The following is a 15,623-nucleotide window of genomic DNA, read 5'->3' as shown; positions in this document are numbered from 1 at the left end:
GCGCGCTCAGCCAAGCACCGAAAACGCGCCGATCGTTATCAGTGCAAGCTGCACCACGCGGGCGAACACCGCGGACGGCAGGCGCGCAAACAGTGCTTCGCCGGCGACCGCGCCGGCGCAGAAGAACGGCACCAGCAGCGCGCCGGCGCGCACCGTGGGCAGGTCCAGCCGCCCCTGCGCGAGCAGGCCGAGCGAGGCGCCGGCGAACAGCAGCATGAAGTAGGCGAGCAGGTTCGCGCGCACCGAGGCGTCGATGGTGCCCTGGCCGCTGAAGTAATAGACCACGGGCGGGCCGCCCAGCCCGCCCAGCGCGGTGAACACGCCGCTGGCCACGCCCGCCAGCCCGGTGGCGACGGCGCCGCCGCCGTGGCGGATGCGCAGCCCGAGCAGCGCCATCACGCCCATGACCAGCACCAGCGTGCCGATGCCACGGCGCAGCAGGTGCGGCTCCACGCGGCCGAGGCCGAGCAGCGCCAGTTGATGCGCGCACAGCGCGATGGCGGCAAGCACCGCCACCTTGCGCCAGGCCACGCGGCGCCGGCACGCGCGGATGCCCTGCCAGGCGGTCAGGCCGTGCAGCAGCACCGTCAGCATCGCGGCCTGCGCGGGCGCGACCACCAGCGCGAACAGCGGCGTCATGATCAGCGCCGCGCCGAAGCCCGTCAGCCCCTTGGCGATGCCGGCGACGGCGGTGACCGCCGCCAGCACGGCAAAGGCGGAGGCGTTCATGTCAGCGTTGCGCGTCGGGCGCGCGCGCGATGGCGAAGTTGGCGAACGCCTGGCAGGTCGGCATCAGCTCCATCGTGTTGACGTTGACGTGCGCGGGCTGCGCCAGCACCCAGCTGACCGCGCTGGCGATGTCCTCGGCCGTCAGGGCCTGGGTGCCGGCGTAGACGCCGGCCGCGCGCTGCGCGTCGCCGTGGAAGCGCGTGAGCGAGAACTCGGTGCCGCCGCTCAGGCCGGGCTCGATCGAGGTCACGCGCACGTTGCGCCCGACCAGGTCGGCGCGCAGGTTCAGGCTGTACTGGTGCACGAACGCCTTGGTGCCGCCGTACACGTTGCCGCCGGGGTAGGGGTAGGTGCCGGCGATGGAGCCGAGGTTGACGATGGTGCCGAGATCGCGCGCCACCATGCCGGGCAGCACCGCGTGCGTGAGGTACAGCAGCCCCTTGATGTTGGTGTCGATCATGGTCTCCCAGTCCTCGAGGCTGGCCTCGTGCGCCGGGCCCGCGCCCAGCGCCAGGCCGGCGTTGTTGACCAGGGCGTCGATGGGGCCGACGGTCTCGGTGACGTAGGCCACCGCGGCGAAGACCTCCGCCTTGTAGCGCACGTCGAGCGCGAGCGGATGCAGCCTCGGGCCGCAGCGCGCGGCCAGCGCCGCGAGCTTGTCGGCGCGGCGCGCGGTGGCCACCACGGTGTGTCCGTCGCGGCACAGGCGCTCGGCGATGGCCTCGCCGAATCCGGCGGAGGCGCCGGTGATCAGCACGATCATCGCGGCACCTCCGCGCGTGCCGGACGGGATGGCGTGCCCGCGAAGGCGGGGTGATGCGGGGAAATCGGCGGCATGGGCTCACTCGGTAACGATGTGGCGCCATGTTGCCGCGCGTCCGGCTGGCATGGTTAATGCCAGTGGTGGTTTTCGATCGTACCAGTCGGGGTTGTGATGCGCAGTGCTGTCGTTCACCAGTTGATGTGGCACCAGTTGTTCCCCGCGCCCGAGCGCGAGGGGCCGACCTTGCAGAGCCAGCTGCGCACGCACCTCGTCAACGCGGTGCTCGACGGCCGCGTGACGCCGGGCACGCGGCTGCCGTCCAGCCGCGAGCTGGCCGACATGCTGGGCATTTCCCGCAATACCGTGGTGCTGGTCTACGAGCGGCTGGCCGAGGACGGCTACCTCGAGAACCGGCCGCGCAGCGGCTACTACGTGACCCATCGCTACGCCTCGCCGGCGGTGGAGGCGCTGCCCCGCGACGGGGACGGCGCGCCCGCCGCGGCGCCGGGCGGCACCAGCGCAGTGCAGTGGCAGGCGCGCATGCACGGCGTGGCCGCCGACGCCAAGTGGCTGGAGAAGCCGCACGACTGGCAGCGCTACCGCTACCCGTTCCTGTACGGCCAGTTCGATCCCACGCTGTTCCCGATCGCCGACTGGCGCGAGTGCAGCCGCCACGCGCTCGACGTCGGCGCGATCCGCGGCTGGGCGCCCGACGCCATCGACAACGACGACAACTCCCTGGTCGACCAGTTGATCCGCCGCGTGCTGCCGCGGCGCGGCATCGCCGCCAAGCGCGACGAGATCCTGATGACCGTGGGCGCGCAGCAGGCCCTGTTCCTGCTGGCCGAGCTGCTGATCCGGCCGGGCACGCGCGTGGCCGTGGAGGACCCCGGCTACATGGACGCGCGCAACATCTTCCTGCGGCGCGGCGCGGTCCTTGCCGGGCTGCCGGTGGACGCCGACGGCGTGGTGCCCGACGAGGCGGCGCTGCGCGACTGCCGCTATCTGTACTGCACGCCGAGCCACCAGTGCCCCACCGGCGTGACGCTGACCACCGAGCGCCGGCTCGCGCTGCTCGACTGGACGCGCCGCTGCGACGGCGTGCTGATCGAGGACGACTACGATGCCGAGACCCAGTACGCGGGACAGCCGCTGCCGGCGATCAAGGCCATCGACCGCGACGAGCGCGTGATCTACGTCGGCAGCCTGTCCAAGACGCTCTCGCCGGGGCTGCGCATCGGCTACGTGGTCGCGCCCGCCGCCGTGATCGTGCAGCTGCGCCGGCTGCGGCGGCTGATGATCCGGCATCCGCCGGCCAACAACCAGCTCGCGGCGGCGCTGTTCATCGAGCACGGCCACTACGACCGGCTGATGCACCGCATGCGCGAGGCCCTGGCCACGCGCGCGGCCACGCTGTGCGACGCGGTCCGGCAGCACCTGGGCGACATGCGCTTCGCCGCGCCGCCCGGCGGCTCCGCGCTGTGGGGCATGCTGCCCGGGCACGTCGACACCGGCCAGCTCAGGCGCACCGCGATGGCGCACGGCATCCTGATCGAATCGGGCGAGCCGTTCTATCTCGCCGACGCGCCGCCATGCAACAGTCTGCGGCTCGGCTTCTCGTCGATTCCGCTCGAGCGGATCGAGCCCGGCATCCGCGAACTCGCGCGGCTGGTGTCGCCGCAGGGCCGCGTGCGCGAGATCGGGCTGCGCGGGGCGGCATGACGCCGGCGCGCTGCATCGATGCCGTACGGCCTGCTTCGTGCGGAGGCGCCGATAGTTGATGCAGATGGAACGGAGTTGAAAGGATGCGATGAATGATCTTTTTCCCGGCGCAGGGCATCATGTCCGCCTTCATCCAACCACTCATGAGGCACATGCCGTGGCCACAGCCAGGAATGCAGGCATGGCGCCGCTCGCCCGCGGCGGTCTTGCCGTTTCGCCGGAGCGCGGCCCGGGCGTGACGGCAACAGGCGGGCGGGCCGCGGCTGCCGGGCGCGGCCCACGATGAAGGTACTGATCCTGGGGGCGACCGGGCTGGTCGGCCGGAACGCGCTGCGGCAGGCGCTGGAGCACGGCAGCATCGAAACGGTCATCGCGCCGACGCGCCGTGCCTTGCCCGCCCATCCCAAGCTGGACAATCCGGTCTCGTCCGATCTGCAGGCGCTGTTGCCGGAAATGGCGCGGTGGCCGGTGGACGCGGTGATCTGCGCGATGGGCACCACGATCGGCAAGGCCGGCTCGAAGGCGGCATTCCGGCATGTCGACTACGTGCTGCCGGTGGCCTTCGCGAAACTGGCCCGCCAGCAGGGGGCCGGCGCCTTCGCGCTGGTTTCCTCCCCGGGCGCGTCGCTGTCCATACCGCTGTTCTATTGCCGGACCAAGGGCGAGGTCGAGAGAGACATCCGGGCGATCGGCTTCGAATCGCTCACGATCGTGCGCCCGGGCATGATCGGCGGCGAGCGCGACGAGTTTCGCCTTGCCGAGCGCATAATATTCCCGCTCGCGGCGCTGCTTCGCCCGGTGCTGCCGCGGGGCCTGCGCATCAATCCCGCGGCCAATATCGCCAGGGCGCTCGTGGCTGCGGTCGCCGCTGCGCTGCCCGGCGAGCGCATGATCACGTCGCGGGACCTGTCGTGACCGCGCCGCGCGGCCGGCGACCATGAAAAAAGCACCTTCGCGAAGGTGCTTTTTTCTTGGCCCGGCCGATATGTCGACGCGCCATGCGGGTCGACGCGCCATGCGGGCCGATGCGCCAGGCGGGAAAAAGGGATCCGAACCGGGTCGGCAAACGCACCAGGATCCGGTTCGGACGTGCAGGCCTAATCGGCCTGCTCGGCCTTGCTGCCTTGCTGGCGAGCGTGGCCATTCTCCGACCTACCTTCGCTTTGCTGCGGCGTGTCTCAGTCGGCAGACCTTCAGTATAGGACGGCGGTGGCGCGGGTCAACCGGAGTTTGGGCGGGCGCGCCCGCGTGCTACGATCCCGCTGAAAACCGGGAAGAGACAAATACGTGAGTCATGAGAATGCCGCGGCACGCTTCGATGCCGAGTTCGCCCCCCGCATCGCCGAGACGATCGCCGGCCTGTTCAGGCACCGCATCCACGCCGAGCTCGACGGCGGCCAGAGCCCCGCGCGGCTGCACGTCTACGGCGAGCCGTTCGAAGGGGTGCGGCGCTTCGCCCATCCGCTCAACATCTACCTGTCGTGGGACAGCCTCGAGGTGGAGGCGCTGTTCGCCACCGGCGGCGAGGAGAAGTTCGCGCTGTACCTGGCCGCGCTGCCCGGCAAGCTGCATGCGTGGCAGGCGCCGCGGCAGATCGATCTCGGCACGCGCTCCCAGGCCGAGGAGACCGTGCTGCTGGGCGGCCTCGATTTCGAGCATTGAGCACGCCGCGCGCGCGGCCACCGGCGGGCGCTCGTGCTACAGTTGCCGGATGCGTTCTCCGGAGGAGCATCATGTCCAAGGATTCCACGCCGCATCTGCAGGCCATCGTCCAGACCGCGCCGCAGGCCGGCCGCTATGTATGGGTGATCACGCTGGTCGATTTCGATGCGCGTCTGGTCAAGCGCAATATCGTCTCCGACGATACTTTCACCACTTCGGACGCCGCGCGCGTGGCTGGCGACGCCCAGCTCAAGGCGATGGCGGAAGACCGATAGCGGCCGTCCGCGGTACGGGCAATCGTGCCCGCGCCGGTCGCGCCGGCCGCCCTGGCCACGCGCACCGGGCGCGGGAGCAACGATGACGCTTTGCGATGCGTGCGCGCAGATCCGGCCCGGTTCGACCGGCGGCACCGGACACCCGCGGCTGCTGCTGACGGACACGCAGCGCATCAAGCCGCGCGGAGAGCCCGCGATCACCTTCGCCACCTACACCTGCGCGGACTGCGGCTGCCGCTGGCGCCACGAGAGCGACAAGAACGGCAAGGGGCCGGGCTGGTCCATCGAGCCCGCCTGAGTGGCCTGCCGGCCATGCTACGATCCGGACAACGCATCGGAGGCGAAGATGGCAAAGCACGTGTTCACACGCAGCCAGTACCTGGCAATCCTCAACGAGAGCCTGAAGAGCGATCCGCGCTGGCGGCCCGGCATGGCCTTCGTGTTCCTGCCGCCCGGCGCCGATGCCGCGGGCGCGAGCGGGGTGGGCTGCACCGGACCCGATGCCGCGCTGCCCGTGTACGCCGAGATCGAGCGCGTGGCGGCGGAGCTGATCGAGGTGCGCGGCGAGGCATAGCGCTGCCCGTGGCGTTTCCCGCGGCTGCCGTCCGGTCCCGCCGGCGCCGAGGTGCGTACAATACCGCCCCAGACCGACTCTAGCGAACCTGCCGTGAAAAAGACCGACCTCGAAAAGAACAAAGGGCTGAAGCTTGCCAACAGCCTGAAGCACAGTGCCGCCGTCCGGGCCGCGCGCGAAGGCGCCCAGCCGAAGGTCGACCGCCGCGAGCAGCGCCGCCTCGACCAGGAACTCGGCCTGGTGCCGTTCGCCTGCAAGCTCGACGGCGAGCTGGTCAAGCGCCTGCAGGCGCTGGCAGTGGCGCATCCGGACGGCATGAGCGGACTGCTGAAGGAAGCGCTGGAGCGCGGCCTGCCCGCGCCGTCCGCTTCGGCCGAGGCCTGAACTGCTGCGCCGCGCGGCCACGCGGCCGGCACGTGTGATGGATCGAACGCGCTGGCCACCGGCCCGCCCGCAATGAAAAACGCCCGCTGCATTTCAGCGGGCGTTTTTCATTGGTCGATGCGGCACAACCCCGGGTGCGGGGCCATCGGCCTGACGGCAGCAATCCCTGGCCGGGCAGCGCGGGCAGCGTCGTCCTTGCGCGCGACTTGCCAGCGACGCCGCGCGAGCCGACGCGGGCCGCGAGGGACATTGCCGCCGCAACCGGATTGCCCGGCTTCCGGGCGTTACCGCGAAACTGCCTGGATCTCCTGGTGATAGCCGCTCGCGCGGCTGCGGTTCAACGAGTCGTATCCCGTAAGCAGGACAAGGACGAGCGCCATGCCAAGGCCGACGCCGGTCAGGATGGGTGTCTCACGGATATGCCCGGCCAATGCGAGGATGATGCCAGTGAGTGCGATGAGCATTTCACCGTAGATCACCCTGCGCAGACTCTCGATGGCGCCCGTCAGGTGGGCGCTTTCCTGCACAAGAAACTGTGAAGGATCGGTGCCCAGCAGGGCGGAGAACCTGGCGTGATTGCTGCCCAGGCCCGCAAAGTACGCTCCGCTTGCCAGCAGAACGAGTCCTCCCGCGATCAGAAGCGACCATCCCATGCCGTAGAGCATGCCGACCGATGTTCTCGCCAGGTATGCGCCGGATCCCACCGCAACCAGTGACAAACCGAAGCAGATCGCCGCGCCCATGCGCTCGGAGCTGTAGTAGCCATCGACAACGTCGATCATCTCTTTCCTCCCTGGGCATCGCTTGACTTCAACGCGGCCGTGACCGTTTCGATGAGTGCGGCAATCATCCTGCGCATTTCCTTGCCGTCCTTGGCGACATCCTTGAATCCTTTCATGCCGAAGACGATGACGCGGGCCAGTTCGGGCGCCTTTACCTTCAATCCGGAGAGTTCGACGGACGTCCCCAGGATGTCGGCCAGGAGTTCCTCGAAGGCGAAATAGCTTTCAAGCACCGGGGGGAAGCCGATGTCGAACATGTCCTTGGCGTCGGGATTGGCCAGGACCATCTCGAAGCCCTCCGCACCCCAGCTCTCGCACGCAAAGCGCAGCTTTGCCTCAAGACCCGAGCGTTTCCCCAGCCCGGTCTTGATGTCCTCGAACTTGGCTGTGACCATCGTTTCGATGACGGCCCGGAAGACGCTCTCCTTGTCGGGAAAGGACAGGTAGAGATTGGGGCGCGAGAGCCCGGCCGACTTGGCTATGTCGGCCATCGTCGTGCGCACGTAGCCATAGCGAAGGAACACGTCGATCGCGGCCTGAATGACCTGCCGGGTACGCGCGGGGTCTGTCGGGGCGGTTCTTTTCATGGAGGAGGACTCAGGATCAATGGCTGTATTCTGACATATTGACAAGTAATGTCAATATAGTAAACTGACACTTGGACCGAAAATGTCATCATGTTCGATGGCGCGGTCAACCCTGACCCAACCAAGGAGTTACCCATGTCAGCGTCGAAAGTCTGGTTCATCTCAGGAGCTTCCCGCGGTTTTGGCCGTATCTGGACGGAGGGCGCGCTGCGGCGCGGAGACCGGGTGGCGGCAACCGCGCGCGACGCCAACGCGCTCGCGGACCTCAAGGAAAGGTTTGGCGACGCCTTGTTGACCTTGACGATGGATGTCACGCGTCAGCAGGAAGTCGTCGCCGCCGTCAACAAGGCGCATCAACACTTCGGAAAGATCGACCTCGTGATCAGCAATGCGGGCAATGGGTTGATGGGCGCGGTTGAAGAGACCGCTCTCGATGAAGCGAGGGCGAACTTCGAAACCAATGTCCTTGGCACGCTGGCCGTCATTCAGGCGGCCTTGCCGTTGCTTCGTGCCCAAAAGCACGGACACATCCTGCTCGTCACCAGTGTCGGCGGGCTGATCACATTCCCGCTGGGCGGCATCTACCAGGCGACGAAATTCGCCGTCGAGGGCCTGGGCCAAACGCTGGCCCAGGAAGTCGCGGAATTCGGCATCAAGGTCACGATGATCGAGCCCGGTCCGTTCAACACCGAGTTCATGAGCCAGTCTTCGATGAAGCAGGCCAGGCCCATGCCTGAATATGACGCCATGCGGGCGCAGCTCGCGGCAACCCTTACCCCGGCCATGTTCGGCGATCCGTCGGCGACGGTTGAAGCACTGTTCAAGGTCGTCGACGCGGAGGATCCGCCGCTGCATTTCATCATGGGCGGTCTGACGCCGCTGGTACGCCAATGCTATGCCGCGCGGCTGGATGGCTGGACGAAATGGGAGACAGTCTCCGCCGCCGCGCAGGGCTGAGATCCGCCTCGCCAGGATAACGAGTCGGCGGAGACGCTGGCGCGGGCGAGCCCGTCGGCATCCTATCGACGAAAGCGCAGCGCGCGCGGGTGCCCGTTGGCATGCTCCTACCCATTATTTGGCTCCAGGCGCTCGCGCCAGCCCCGGATCTGCTGCGCCACGTGATCCATGAATGCTCGGATCCGGCCGGAGTGCCGCAGATGCGGGTGCGTCAGCAGCCACAGGCTGGGCGAAAGCCGCCGGGGCGGAAATTCCAGCAATTCCAGGCCCGTGCCGTGCGCCATGAAGCAGGGCAGTGCGGTCGCTCCGGTTCCGTTTTCGGCAAGCCGGCGCAGCGCCACGAATGAATCGGCAGTGGCGGCGACGGCGGCATTGCCGATACGCTCGCGCAGCCATGTGCCGATCGGCCCTTGCGCGAGATGGCCGTCGGGCAGCAGCCACGCCTGGCCGGCGGGTTCATGGCCGCGTGCCCGGATAGAGGCCGGCGCGGCATACAAGCCCCAGTCCATGCGCGCCAAAGGCTTGCCGACCCAGGCGGGCGGCGGCTCGTGCGTGGGGCGCAAGGCCACGTCGGCCTCGCGCCGGTCCAGATCCAGCCGGGCATTCGTGATGCGCATTTCCACCGTGATTGCCGGGAACCGTTCGTGGAAGGCACGCAGGATGTCCGGCAGGATGCCGTCGGCGAGGGAATCCGTTGTGGTGAAGCGTACCGGGCCGGCCAGGCCCGCGGCCTGTCCTTCCACCTCGCGCCGGGCCCCGGTGAGGGCGCGTTCGAATGCCTCGCCGATGTCGATGAAACGCTGGCCCGCGTCCGTGGGGACGTAGCCGGTTTGCAGGCGGTCGAAGAGCGCCGTGCCGACCTCCTGTTCGAGCACGTGCAGGCGCCGCAGCACGGTGGCGTGCGATACCCCCAGCGCGCGCGCCGCGCCCGCCGCCGATCCGCCGCGCGCCATGGCCAGCAGGTGGCGCAGATCATTCCAGTCGAGGTCTTTCATGGGGAGTCGCCGCGCTGGGCAGGACTTGCCGGGTGGCTGTTCATTTTTGTGTGGTCGATGTCCAAATATAGCTATATTTGAACATATTGGGACGGTTCACTATGACGGCATCTTCTTCATCAAGATGCCATTCATCATGTTGGACAACAAAACAGCTCCATACGGGGCGCTATTGCTCCGCCTCCTGCTTGGCGCGTCTTTCCTGGCCCACGTCAGCGTGAAGCTATTCGTCTTCACGGTGCCCGGTTTCGTCGGCTATTTCGGCTCGCTGGGATTGCCGCCGCTGATGGCCTATCTGGCGATCGCGCTGGAGCTGCTGGGCGGCCTGGCGCTGATCTTCGGCGTCTATGCGCGCTGGGTGGCCGTACCACTGGTGTTCGAACTGCTGGGCACCATTGCCGTGGTGCATGGCAAGCTCGGCTGGGAGTTCAACAACAAGGGCGGCGGCTGGGAATATCCCGCGTTCTGGGCGACCGCCCTGGTCGCCTTCATCTTGCTGGGCGATGGCCCCTGCGCTCTGCGTCCGTCGCGCCGGGTGCGCTGAACGCGCAGGCCGAAGGCTAAACGGTCGATGCGGCGGCGTTGCTCCCGCGCCTGCCGGGGGTGTCCGTTGGTCCGTTGCGGAGGCTCGGGGATTCGGGAAAGGGACGACCACCACCGAGGCTTGATCGCCAAAACGGCAAGCCCACTGGCAAAAAGCGCAGCCCGCGGGCTGCGCTTTCGTTTTCAGGGGCTGGCCGCTTCATGTCGCGGCAGGCCGCGCGCGCCGGCGCGCGATCAGTGCACGAACAGCCAGATCAGCAGCAGCACGAAGGCCGGGACACCGAGCAGCCAGGCGAGAACGTAGGGCATGATTTCCTTCCTTTTTCGCTGTTTCCACGACTCCACTGTAGGGGGCGGGTCTCGCGGGCGGTGTCCGGCGGTTTCCCCTTGCCATGTAGGAGGGGGCTGACTTGCCGGGAGGCGGGGAAATCCGGGGCGGCGGAAGGCGGCGGAAGGCGGCCGGAGGGGGATGGCGGCGGGCGTGGCGCCGGCAACGGCGGCCGGGAGGCCGTCATTGCCGGTCGAGGCAGGCGCTCGCCGGCGGCGAGGCCCGGTCCTTCAGTCCTCTTCGTCTTCCTCGGATTCGAGGAAATCGCGGCGCAGCAGCCAGTTCGTGATGGCTTCGTCGCAGACCTTCTTGAGCTTGTTCTTGTCCGGCAGGCTGTCGAACAGTTCGAAGTTCACCAGCGCCAGGCCGGCGTCGGTGATGTAGAACAGGCGGCCGGGCTCGTCGTAATGCACGATGCGCCCGTCGATGCCGTTTTCCTCGCTGTCGGCCGGCATGTCTTCCAGTTCCACCACCCGGCAGGTGAAGCGCGGGCTGCGGGTATGGGTCAGATATTCAAACTCGTCATGCATCACCTCGCCGCCCTTGGGCGTGAAGATGGCGAAACCCCAGATGAAGCGGGGCATCGGCAGATCGGACAGATCGTCAATCTCGTCCATGGTGTTCTCCCTGATTCGATAAGCCGCATTATCGCTCAGCGGGAGCCCCGGCGACCAATGTCGTGCGGCGGGAGGCTTATTTCACCGCCTTGCAGTTGGCGTAGGCGGGCGGCGCGTCGTCGCCCCGGGTCAGGTCCTGGAGCCGGCCTTCGTCGCCCTTGGTGATCCATTGGTGGATGCCGTGCGCGTAGCGCGCGCCGGAGCCGGTCAGCACGCTGACGAACAGCAGCGGCGGCTCGCCGTCGAGGCGCAGGATGGCGATCTGGTTGTCCGCGCCGTTGAAATAGCGGGCAGTGAGCTGCCTGCCCTCGTCGCAGCGGTAGCGCACCGTGCGCGGGGCATCGAAGCGCACGCCGTCGATGCCGGGCCGGGCCTGCGCCGGAAGCGCCGCCAGGCCGAGCGTGCAGGCCAGGGCAGCGGCGAGGCAATGCTTTGGAAAGCGCGGCGGCATGGCGGCTCCTGGCTGGCGTGCGGGCGTCACGACAGCATATAACCGCTGGCCAGCGAACGGAAGCTCTCCACCTCCGCGGCCTGCCAGGCGGCGTCGTGGCCGTGCTCCTCGGCCAGGATCTGCGCCACGCGCGGCGCGGCGGCGCTGGCGGCGCCGGCTTCGAGGAACAGCGCGCGGTTGCGCCGCGCCAGCACGTCTTCCACGCGCCGCGCCAGCTCGAAGCGCGCGGCGAAGCGTACGTGGGCGGCGCTCAGGCCGGAGCCGGGCACGAGGATCTCGTCCGTGCCGGGCAGCGCGCGCAGCATGGCGAGCTCGTTGCCGTAGTAGCGGTCGGGCGAGCCGGTGCCGGCCGCGGGCAGGTCGGCGGGCAGGCCCCGCGCGCCGTGCAGCGGCAGGTCGGCGGTCACGCACGGCGCGGCCGGCAGCATCTTGCGCTCGATGGCGGTGCCGATCACGTCCTGCGCCATGCGCCGGTAGGTGGTCCACTTGCCGCCGGTGACGGTGATCAGGCCGCCCCGGGACACCAGGATGGTGTGCTCGCGCGAGAGCGAGGCGGTGGAGGCCTCGCCGGTGGCCTTGACCAGCGGGCGCAGGCCGGCCCACACGCTGGTCACGTCGGCGCGCGTGGGCGTGCGCGACAGGTAGCGCGCCGCGGTTTCCAGGATGAAGTCGACGTCGTCGGCGCCCGCGCGCGGCTCCAGCGGCAGGTCCTTGCGCGGCGTGTCGGTGGTGCCGACGATGGTGTGGCCGTTCCACGGCACCACGAACAGCACGCGGCCGTCGTCGGTCTTGGGGATCAGGATGGCGCGCTCGCCCGGCAGGAAGCTGCGCGGCAGCGTCAGGTGCACGCCCTGGCTCGGCGCCACCATGCCGCGCGCCTGGCCGTCCTCCATCTGGCGGATGGCATCCACCCACACGCCGGTGGCGTTGATCACGCAGCCGGCCTCGAGCGCGAAGCTGGCGCCGCTGAGCACGTCCTGCACGGTGACGCCGGCGATCACGCCGTTCTTCTGCGACAGGCCGGTCACGCGCATGTAGTTGACGGCGGTGCCGCCCACGTCGAACAGCGTGCGCATCAGCGCGATGGCCAGGCGGGCATCGTCGAACTGGCCGTCGAAGTACAGGTTGCCGCCGCGTAGCGGGCGCCCGCCCACGTGCTCGGCCAGCGTGGGCGCGGCGGCCAGCGTCTCGCGGTGGTTGAGCCAGCGGCTGCCGGACAGGTTGAGGCCGCCGGCCAGCAGGTCGTAGACCTTGAGGCCGATGCCGTAGAAGGGCTGGTCGAACAACTGGTAGGCCGGCACCACGAAGCCCAGCGGCCACACCAGGTGCGGCGCGTTGCGCGCCAGCAGCCCGCGCTCGTGCAGCGCCTCGCGCACCAGGCTGATGTTGCCCTGCGCCAGGTAGCGCACGCCGCCGTGGACCAGCTTGGTGGCCTTGCTCGAGGTGCCCTTGGCGAAGTCGGCGGCTTCCACCAGCAGCGTGCGGTAGCCGCGCGAGGCGGCGTCCACCGCGGTGCCCAGGCCGGTGGCGCCGCCGCCGATGACGATCACGTCCCACCTGGGTTCGCGCTCGAGCGTGGCGAGCAGCGCGGCGCGGTCGGGCGGCAGGGCGGGGGAGGACAGTGTCTGCATGATTCCTTGTCTGATGCGGTTGCCTGGGGCGGTTCGGCCCGGTGTGGCGATGTGGCGATGTGGCTCTGGGTTGTCCGGGCGGGCCGGTCAGCCGGCGGCGTGCGGCGGCGCGCCGTCCTCGCGCGCCCAGTCGCGCGCGCGCTCCACCGCGCGGTGCCAGCGCCACAGGCGGTAGGCGCGCGCGTCGGCGGACAGGTTGGGTTCGAAGCGGTGCTCCACCTGCCACTGGCTGGCGATTTCTTCCTCGCCGCTCCAGTAGCCGGTGGCCAGCCCGGCCAGGTAGGCGGCGCCCAGCGCCGTGGTCTCGGTTACGCGCGGGCGCACCACCACCGTGCCGAGCAGGTCGGCCTGCATCTGCATCAGCAGGTCGCTGCGCGAGGCGCCGCCGTCCACGCGCAGTTCGGCCAGCGCGATGCCGGCGTCCTTCTGCATGGCGTCCAGCACGTCCACGCTCTGCAGCGCGATCGACTCCAGCGCCGCGCGCGCGATATGCGGGCGGCCGGTGCCGCGCGTGATGCCCACCAGCGTGCCGCGCGCGAACGGGTCCCAGTGCGGCGCGCCGAGGCCGGCGAAGGCCGGCACCAGCACCACGCCATCGGTATCCTCGCACTGGCGCGCGAGCGGCTCCGCCTCGGGCGCGCTGTTGATGATCTGCAGGCCGTCGCGCAGCCACTGGATGGTGGCGCCGCCCATGAACACGCCGCCTTCGAGGCAGTATTGCGTGCGCGCGGCGGAGGGCGCGGCGCCGCCGAGCTGCCAGCCGATGGTGGTGAGCAGCCGGTTGTGCGAGGCGACCGGCTGCGCGCCGGTGTTCATCAGCAGGAAGCAGCCGGTGCCGTAGGTGTTCTTGGCCATGCCCGGCGACAGGCAGGCCTGGCCGTAGGTGGCGGCCTGCTGGTCGCCGGCGATGCCGGCGATCGGGATCTCCGCGCCGAACCAGCGCGCCGCCGTGCGCGCCACCTCGCCGCTGGACGGCGCCACCTCGGGCAGCAGGCTGCGCGGGATGTCGAGCACGCCGAGCAGGGCATCGTCCCAGGCGAACGTGTGGATGTTGAACAGCAGCGTGCGCGAGGCGTTGGAGACGTCGGTGACGTGGCGCCTGCCGTCGGTGAGCTGCCAGATCAGCCAGCTGTCCACGGTGCCGAAGGCGAGCTCGCCGCGCGCGGCGCGTTCGCGCGCGCCTTCGATGTTGTCCAGCATCCAGCGCAGCTTGGTGCCGGAGAAATAGGCGTCGATGATGAGCCCGGTGCGCGCGCGGAACAGCTCGCCGTGGCCCTCGGCCTGCAGCGCCTCGCACAGCGGCGCGGTGCGGCGGTCCTGCCAGACCAGCGCGCGCCCGACCGGCTCGCCGGTCTTGCGGTCCCACAGCACGGTGGTCTCGCGCTGGTTGGTGATGCCGATGGCCTGCACCTGGCTGGCGGCCACGCCGGCGTCGCCGAGCACTTCGTGCGCCACCGCCAGCTGCGACTGCCAGATCTCGTAGGGATCGTGCTCGACGTGGCCGGGGTGCGGGTAATATTGCCGGAATTCGCGCTGGGCGACCCGCACCACGTTGCCGGCGTGATCGAACAGGATGGCGCGCGAGCTGCTGGTGCCCTGGTCCAGCGCGAGCACGTAGCGGGGCTGGCCGGGCGACTGGCCGCGGGGCTGGCCCGTGGGCTGGGTTTGCGTCATGCCTTTTTTCCTGGATTTCCTGGATGCCATGCGACGGGCGCGCCATCGTGGCGGCCCGCAATATTCATGTCCGATACTTCGTTTCTCTCCCGCATCGCCGCGTCGCTGGCGGCGCGCAGCCGCTTCGACGCCGGGGCCCACCTCAAGCTGACCGTGGATGGCCGGCAGGTCGGCTGGCTGCCGCGCGCGCATGCGCGCATCCTGCGCGCGCAGGATGCGGTGCCCGCGGTGCTGGCCAATGAGGTGGCCGGCACGGTGGCGCTGCTCCCGGGCCGCGCGGAGCCCGCCGCGCGCAGCGAGGCGCTGGTCACGCTGGCGCGCTGGCTGGCGGAGGCCGGCCACGTGCGCGGCTGGCGCGACGAGCTGTTCGCGGTCACGCCGGCGCTGGAGGCGCCCGCGTTCGCGGTGATCGAGCGCGCCGCGGCGCGTTTCCTCGGCCTGCTGACCTTCGCCTCGCACATGAACGGCGTGATCGCCGGCGAGCGCGCGCTGTGGATCTCGCGGCGCAGCGCCGCCAAGGCGGTCGACCCCGGCATGTGGGACAACCTGGTGGCCGGCGGCATGCCCGCCGGCAGCGATCCGCTCGCCACGCTGGTGCGCGAGTGCGACGAGGAGTCCGGCATCCCGCCCGCGCTGGCGCGGCGCGCCGAGGCGCACGGCGTGATCGAGGTGCTGCGCGAAATCCCCGAAGGCGTGCAGTGGGAGGCGGTGTACGTGTACGACCTGCCGCTGCCGGCGGACTTCACGCCGCACAACCGCGACGGCGAGGTGGCCGAGCACCGCCGTATCGAGCCCGAGGCATTGCTTGCTATCATGGCGGATGGCGCCATGACCGTCGACGCGACGCTGGTGACGCTGGATACGCTCGCGCGGCGCGGCTGGAGCCCCGCCGCGGGCGAGGCCGGCACCCGCAGCGCATGATCGGCGCGCACTCGACAGAACCACACAC

Annotated in this window: 19 protein-coding genes; 10 read left to right on the top strand and 9 right to left on the bottom strand. The window is 69.6% G+C overall.

All coding sequences use genetic code 11. The features are described from left to right. Positions 1-6: 6 nt before the first annotated feature. Positions 7-729: a TSUP family transporter gene (locus ACWTPI_RS12755; RefSeq protein WP_454731799.1), complete on the bottom strand. Its 723-nt coding sequence runs from the start codon at positions 727-729 to the stop codon at positions 7-9. 1 nt (position 730) lies between these two features. Further along, positions 731-1,492, bottom strand: coding sequence for an SDR family NAD(P)-dependent oxidoreductase (locus ACWTPI_RS12750; RefSeq protein WP_454731798.1), 762 nt, complete (start codon positions 1,490-1,492; stop codon positions 731-733). Between the two features lie 171 nt (positions 1,493-1,663). On the opposite strand from ACWTPI_RS12750, the gene pdxR reads away from it, so the two are divergent. From pdxR to ACWTPI_RS12715, 7 genes are all read left to right on the top strand, one after another. Then, positions 1,664-3,214: a MocR-like pyridoxine biosynthesis transcription factor PdxR gene (gene pdxR, locus ACWTPI_RS12745; RefSeq protein ID WP_059413305.1), complete on the top strand. Its 1,551-nt coding sequence runs from the start codon at positions 1,664-1,666 to the stop codon at positions 3,212-3,214. A gap of 282 nt (positions 3,215-3,496) precedes the next feature. Then, positions 3,497-4,129: an NAD(P)H-binding protein gene (locus ACWTPI_RS12740; RefSeq protein ID WP_454731797.1), complete on the top strand. Its 633-nt coding sequence runs from the start codon at positions 3,497-3,499 to the stop codon at positions 4,127-4,129. A 372-nt stretch (positions 4,130-4,501) separates the two neighbouring features. Next, positions 4,502-4,876, top strand: a complete 375-nt coding sequence (locus tag ACWTPI_RS12735; RefSeq protein WP_020202315.1) for a DUF5594 family protein — start codon at positions 4,502-4,504, stop codon at positions 4,874-4,876. A 71-nt stretch (positions 4,877-4,947) separates the two neighbouring features. Continuing rightward, the gene (locus ACWTPI_RS12730; protein WP_020202316.1) at positions 4,948-5,151 is read left to right on the top strand and encodes a hypothetical protein; all 204 of its coding nucleotides are present in this window, start codon (positions 4,948-4,950) and stop codon (positions 5,149-5,151) included. 82 nt (positions 5,152-5,233) lie between these two features. Beyond that, entirely contained in the window at positions 5,234-5,449 is a 216-nt protein-coding gene (locus tag ACWTPI_RS12725) for a hypothetical protein (RefSeq protein ID WP_020202317.1), read from the top strand. Between the two features lie 48 nt (positions 5,450-5,497). After that, positions 5,498-5,725, top strand: a complete 228-nt coding sequence (locus tag ACWTPI_RS12720) for a hypothetical protein (protein ID WP_029043449.1) — start codon at positions 5,498-5,500, stop codon at positions 5,723-5,725. Between the two features lie 93 nt (positions 5,726-5,818). Beyond that, a complete protein-coding gene (locus ACWTPI_RS12715; protein WP_059413307.1) occupies positions 5,819-6,109 on the top strand; it encodes a hypothetical protein in 291 nt (96 codons plus the stop codon). Positions 6,110-6,393: 284 nt separating this feature from the next. On the opposite strand, the gene ACWTPI_RS12710 is transcribed toward ACWTPI_RS12715, so the two are convergent. Beyond that, on the bottom strand, positions 6,394-6,891 hold the full coding sequence (locus tag ACWTPI_RS12710; protein WP_454731796.1) for a hypothetical protein: 498 nt from the start codon (positions 6,889-6,891) through the stop codon (positions 6,394-6,396). Then, complete coding sequence (locus ACWTPI_RS12705) at positions 6,888-7,478, bottom strand: TetR/AcrR family transcriptional regulator (protein WP_454731795.1); 591 nt, start codon at positions 7,476-7,478, stop codon at positions 6,888-6,890. The genes ACWTPI_RS12710 and ACWTPI_RS12705 overlap by 4 nt, the downstream gene beginning before the upstream one ends. Positions 7,479-7,613: 135 nt before the next feature. On the opposite strand from ACWTPI_RS12705, the gene ACWTPI_RS12700 reads away from it, so the two are divergent. After that, entirely contained in the window at positions 7,614-8,435 is an 822-nt protein-coding gene (locus tag ACWTPI_RS12700) for an SDR family NAD(P)-dependent oxidoreductase (RefSeq protein ID WP_059413310.1), read from the top strand. A gap of 107 nt (positions 8,436-8,542) precedes the next feature. Here the strand turns inward: ACWTPI_RS12700 and ACWTPI_RS12695 are convergent, their stop codons facing one another. After that, entirely contained in the window at positions 8,543-9,430 is an 888-nt protein-coding gene (locus tag ACWTPI_RS12695) for a LysR family transcriptional regulator (RefSeq protein ID WP_020202323.1), read from the bottom strand. Positions 9,431-9,566: 136 nt separating this feature from the next. On the opposite strand from ACWTPI_RS12695, the gene ACWTPI_RS12690 reads away from it, so the two are divergent. Further along, positions 9,567-9,974 carry a DoxX family protein gene (locus ACWTPI_RS12690; RefSeq protein ID WP_454731794.1) on the top strand — a complete coding sequence of 136 codons (408 nt, stop codon included), beginning with the start codon at positions 9,567-9,569 and terminating at the stop codon, positions 9,972-9,974. 557 nt (positions 9,975-10,531) lie between these two features. Here ACWTPI_RS12690 and ACWTPI_RS12685 read toward each other — a convergent pair. From ACWTPI_RS12685 to glpK, 4 genes are all read right to left on the bottom strand, one after another. Continuing rightward, a complete protein-coding gene (locus tag ACWTPI_RS12685; RefSeq protein WP_020202326.1) occupies positions 10,532-10,918 on the bottom strand; it encodes a hypothetical protein in 387 nt (128 codons plus the stop codon). Between the two features lie 76 nt (positions 10,919-10,994). Continuing rightward, the gene (locus ACWTPI_RS12680; RefSeq protein WP_454731793.1) at positions 10,995-11,369 is read right to left on the bottom strand and encodes an MliC family protein; all 375 of its coding nucleotides are present in this window, start codon (positions 11,367-11,369) and stop codon (positions 10,995-10,997) included. Positions 11,370-11,395: 26 nt separating this feature from the next. Further along, positions 11,396-13,000 (bottom strand): glycerol-3-phosphate dehydrogenase/oxidase, encoded by a 1,605-nt coding sequence (locus tag ACWTPI_RS12675; protein ID WP_454731792.1) that lies wholly within the window; start codon positions 12,998-13,000, stop codon positions 11,396-11,398. 87 nt (positions 13,001-13,087) lie between these two features. Beyond that, positions 13,088-14,674 (bottom strand): glycerol kinase GlpK, encoded by a 1,587-nt coding sequence (gene glpK / locus ACWTPI_RS12670; RefSeq protein WP_454731791.1) that lies wholly within the window; start codon positions 14,672-14,674, stop codon positions 13,088-13,090. Between the two features lie 66 nt (positions 14,675-14,740). Between glpK and ACWTPI_RS12665 the strand changes: the two genes are divergently transcribed. Further along, on the top strand, positions 14,741-15,595 hold the full coding sequence (locus ACWTPI_RS12665; protein ID WP_454731790.1) for a DUF4743 domain-containing protein: 855 nt from the start codon (positions 14,741-14,743) through the stop codon (positions 15,593-15,595). Positions 15,596-15,623: the final 28 nt, after the last annotated feature.

The organism is Cupriavidus ulmosensis (assembly GCF_977008105.1).
Note: the sequence above shows the minus strand (reverse complement) of the source record. Positions and strands in the feature narration are given on the sequence as shown.

Coding starts and splice junctions, on each gene's coding strand:
- ACWTPI_RS12665 (WP_454731790.1), top strand. CDS start 14,741: ATGTCCGATACTTCGTTTCTCTCCCGCATCGCCGCGTCGCTGGCGGCG.
- ACWTPI_RS12730 (WP_020202316.1), top strand. CDS start 4,948: ATGTCCAAGGATTCCACGCCGCATCTGCAGGCCATCGTCCAGACCGCG.
- pdxR (WP_059413305.1), top strand. CDS start 1,664: ATGCGCAGTGCTGTCGTTCACCAGTTGATGTGGCACCAGTTGTTCCCC.
- ACWTPI_RS12700 (WP_059413310.1), top strand. CDS start 7,614: ATGTCAGCGTCGAAAGTCTGGTTCATCTCAGGAGCTTCCCGCGGTTTT.
- ACWTPI_RS12740 (WP_454731797.1), top strand. CDS start 3,497: ATGAAGGTACTGATCCTGGGGGCGACCGGGCTGGTCGGCCGGAACGCG.
- ACWTPI_RS12710 (WP_454731796.1), bottom strand. CDS start 6,891: ATGATCGACGTTGTCGATGGCTACTACAGCTCCGAGCGCATGGGCGCG.
- ACWTPI_RS12750 (WP_454731798.1), bottom strand. CDS start 1,492: ATGATCGTGCTGATCACCGGCGCCTCCGCCGGATTCGGCGAGGCCATC.
- ACWTPI_RS12675 (WP_454731792.1), bottom strand. CDS start 13,000: ATGCAGACACTGTCCTCCCCCGCCCTGCCGCCCGACCGCGCCGCGCTG.
- ACWTPI_RS12685 (WP_020202326.1), bottom strand. CDS start 10,918: ATGGACGAGATTGACGATCTGTCCGATCTGCCGATGCCCCGCTTCATC.
- ACWTPI_RS12755 (WP_454731799.1), bottom strand. CDS start 729: ATGAACGCCTCCGCCTTTGCCGTGCTGGCGGCGGTCACCGCCGTCGCC.
- ACWTPI_RS12705 (WP_454731795.1), bottom strand. CDS start 7,478: ATGAAAAGAACCGCCCCGACAGACCCCGCGCGTACCCGGCAGGTCATT.
- ACWTPI_RS12690 (WP_454731794.1), top strand. CDS start 9,567: ATGTTGGACAACAAAACAGCTCCATACGGGGCGCTATTGCTCCGCCTC.
- ACWTPI_RS12725 (WP_020202317.1), top strand. CDS start 5,234: ATGACGCTTTGCGATGCGTGCGCGCAGATCCGGCCCGGTTCGACCGGC.
- ACWTPI_RS12720 (WP_029043449.1), top strand. CDS start 5,498: ATGGCAAAGCACGTGTTCACACGCAGCCAGTACCTGGCAATCCTCAAC.
- ACWTPI_RS12695 (WP_020202323.1), bottom strand. CDS start 9,430: ATGAAAGACCTCGACTGGAATGATCTGCGCCACCTGCTGGCCATGGCG.
- glpK (WP_454731791.1), bottom strand. CDS start 14,674: ATGACGCAAACCCAGCCCACGGGCCAGCCCCGCGGCCAGTCGCCCGGC.
- ACWTPI_RS12680 (WP_454731793.1), bottom strand. CDS start 11,369: ATGCCGCCGCGCTTTCCAAAGCATTGCCTCGCCGCTGCCCTGGCCTGC.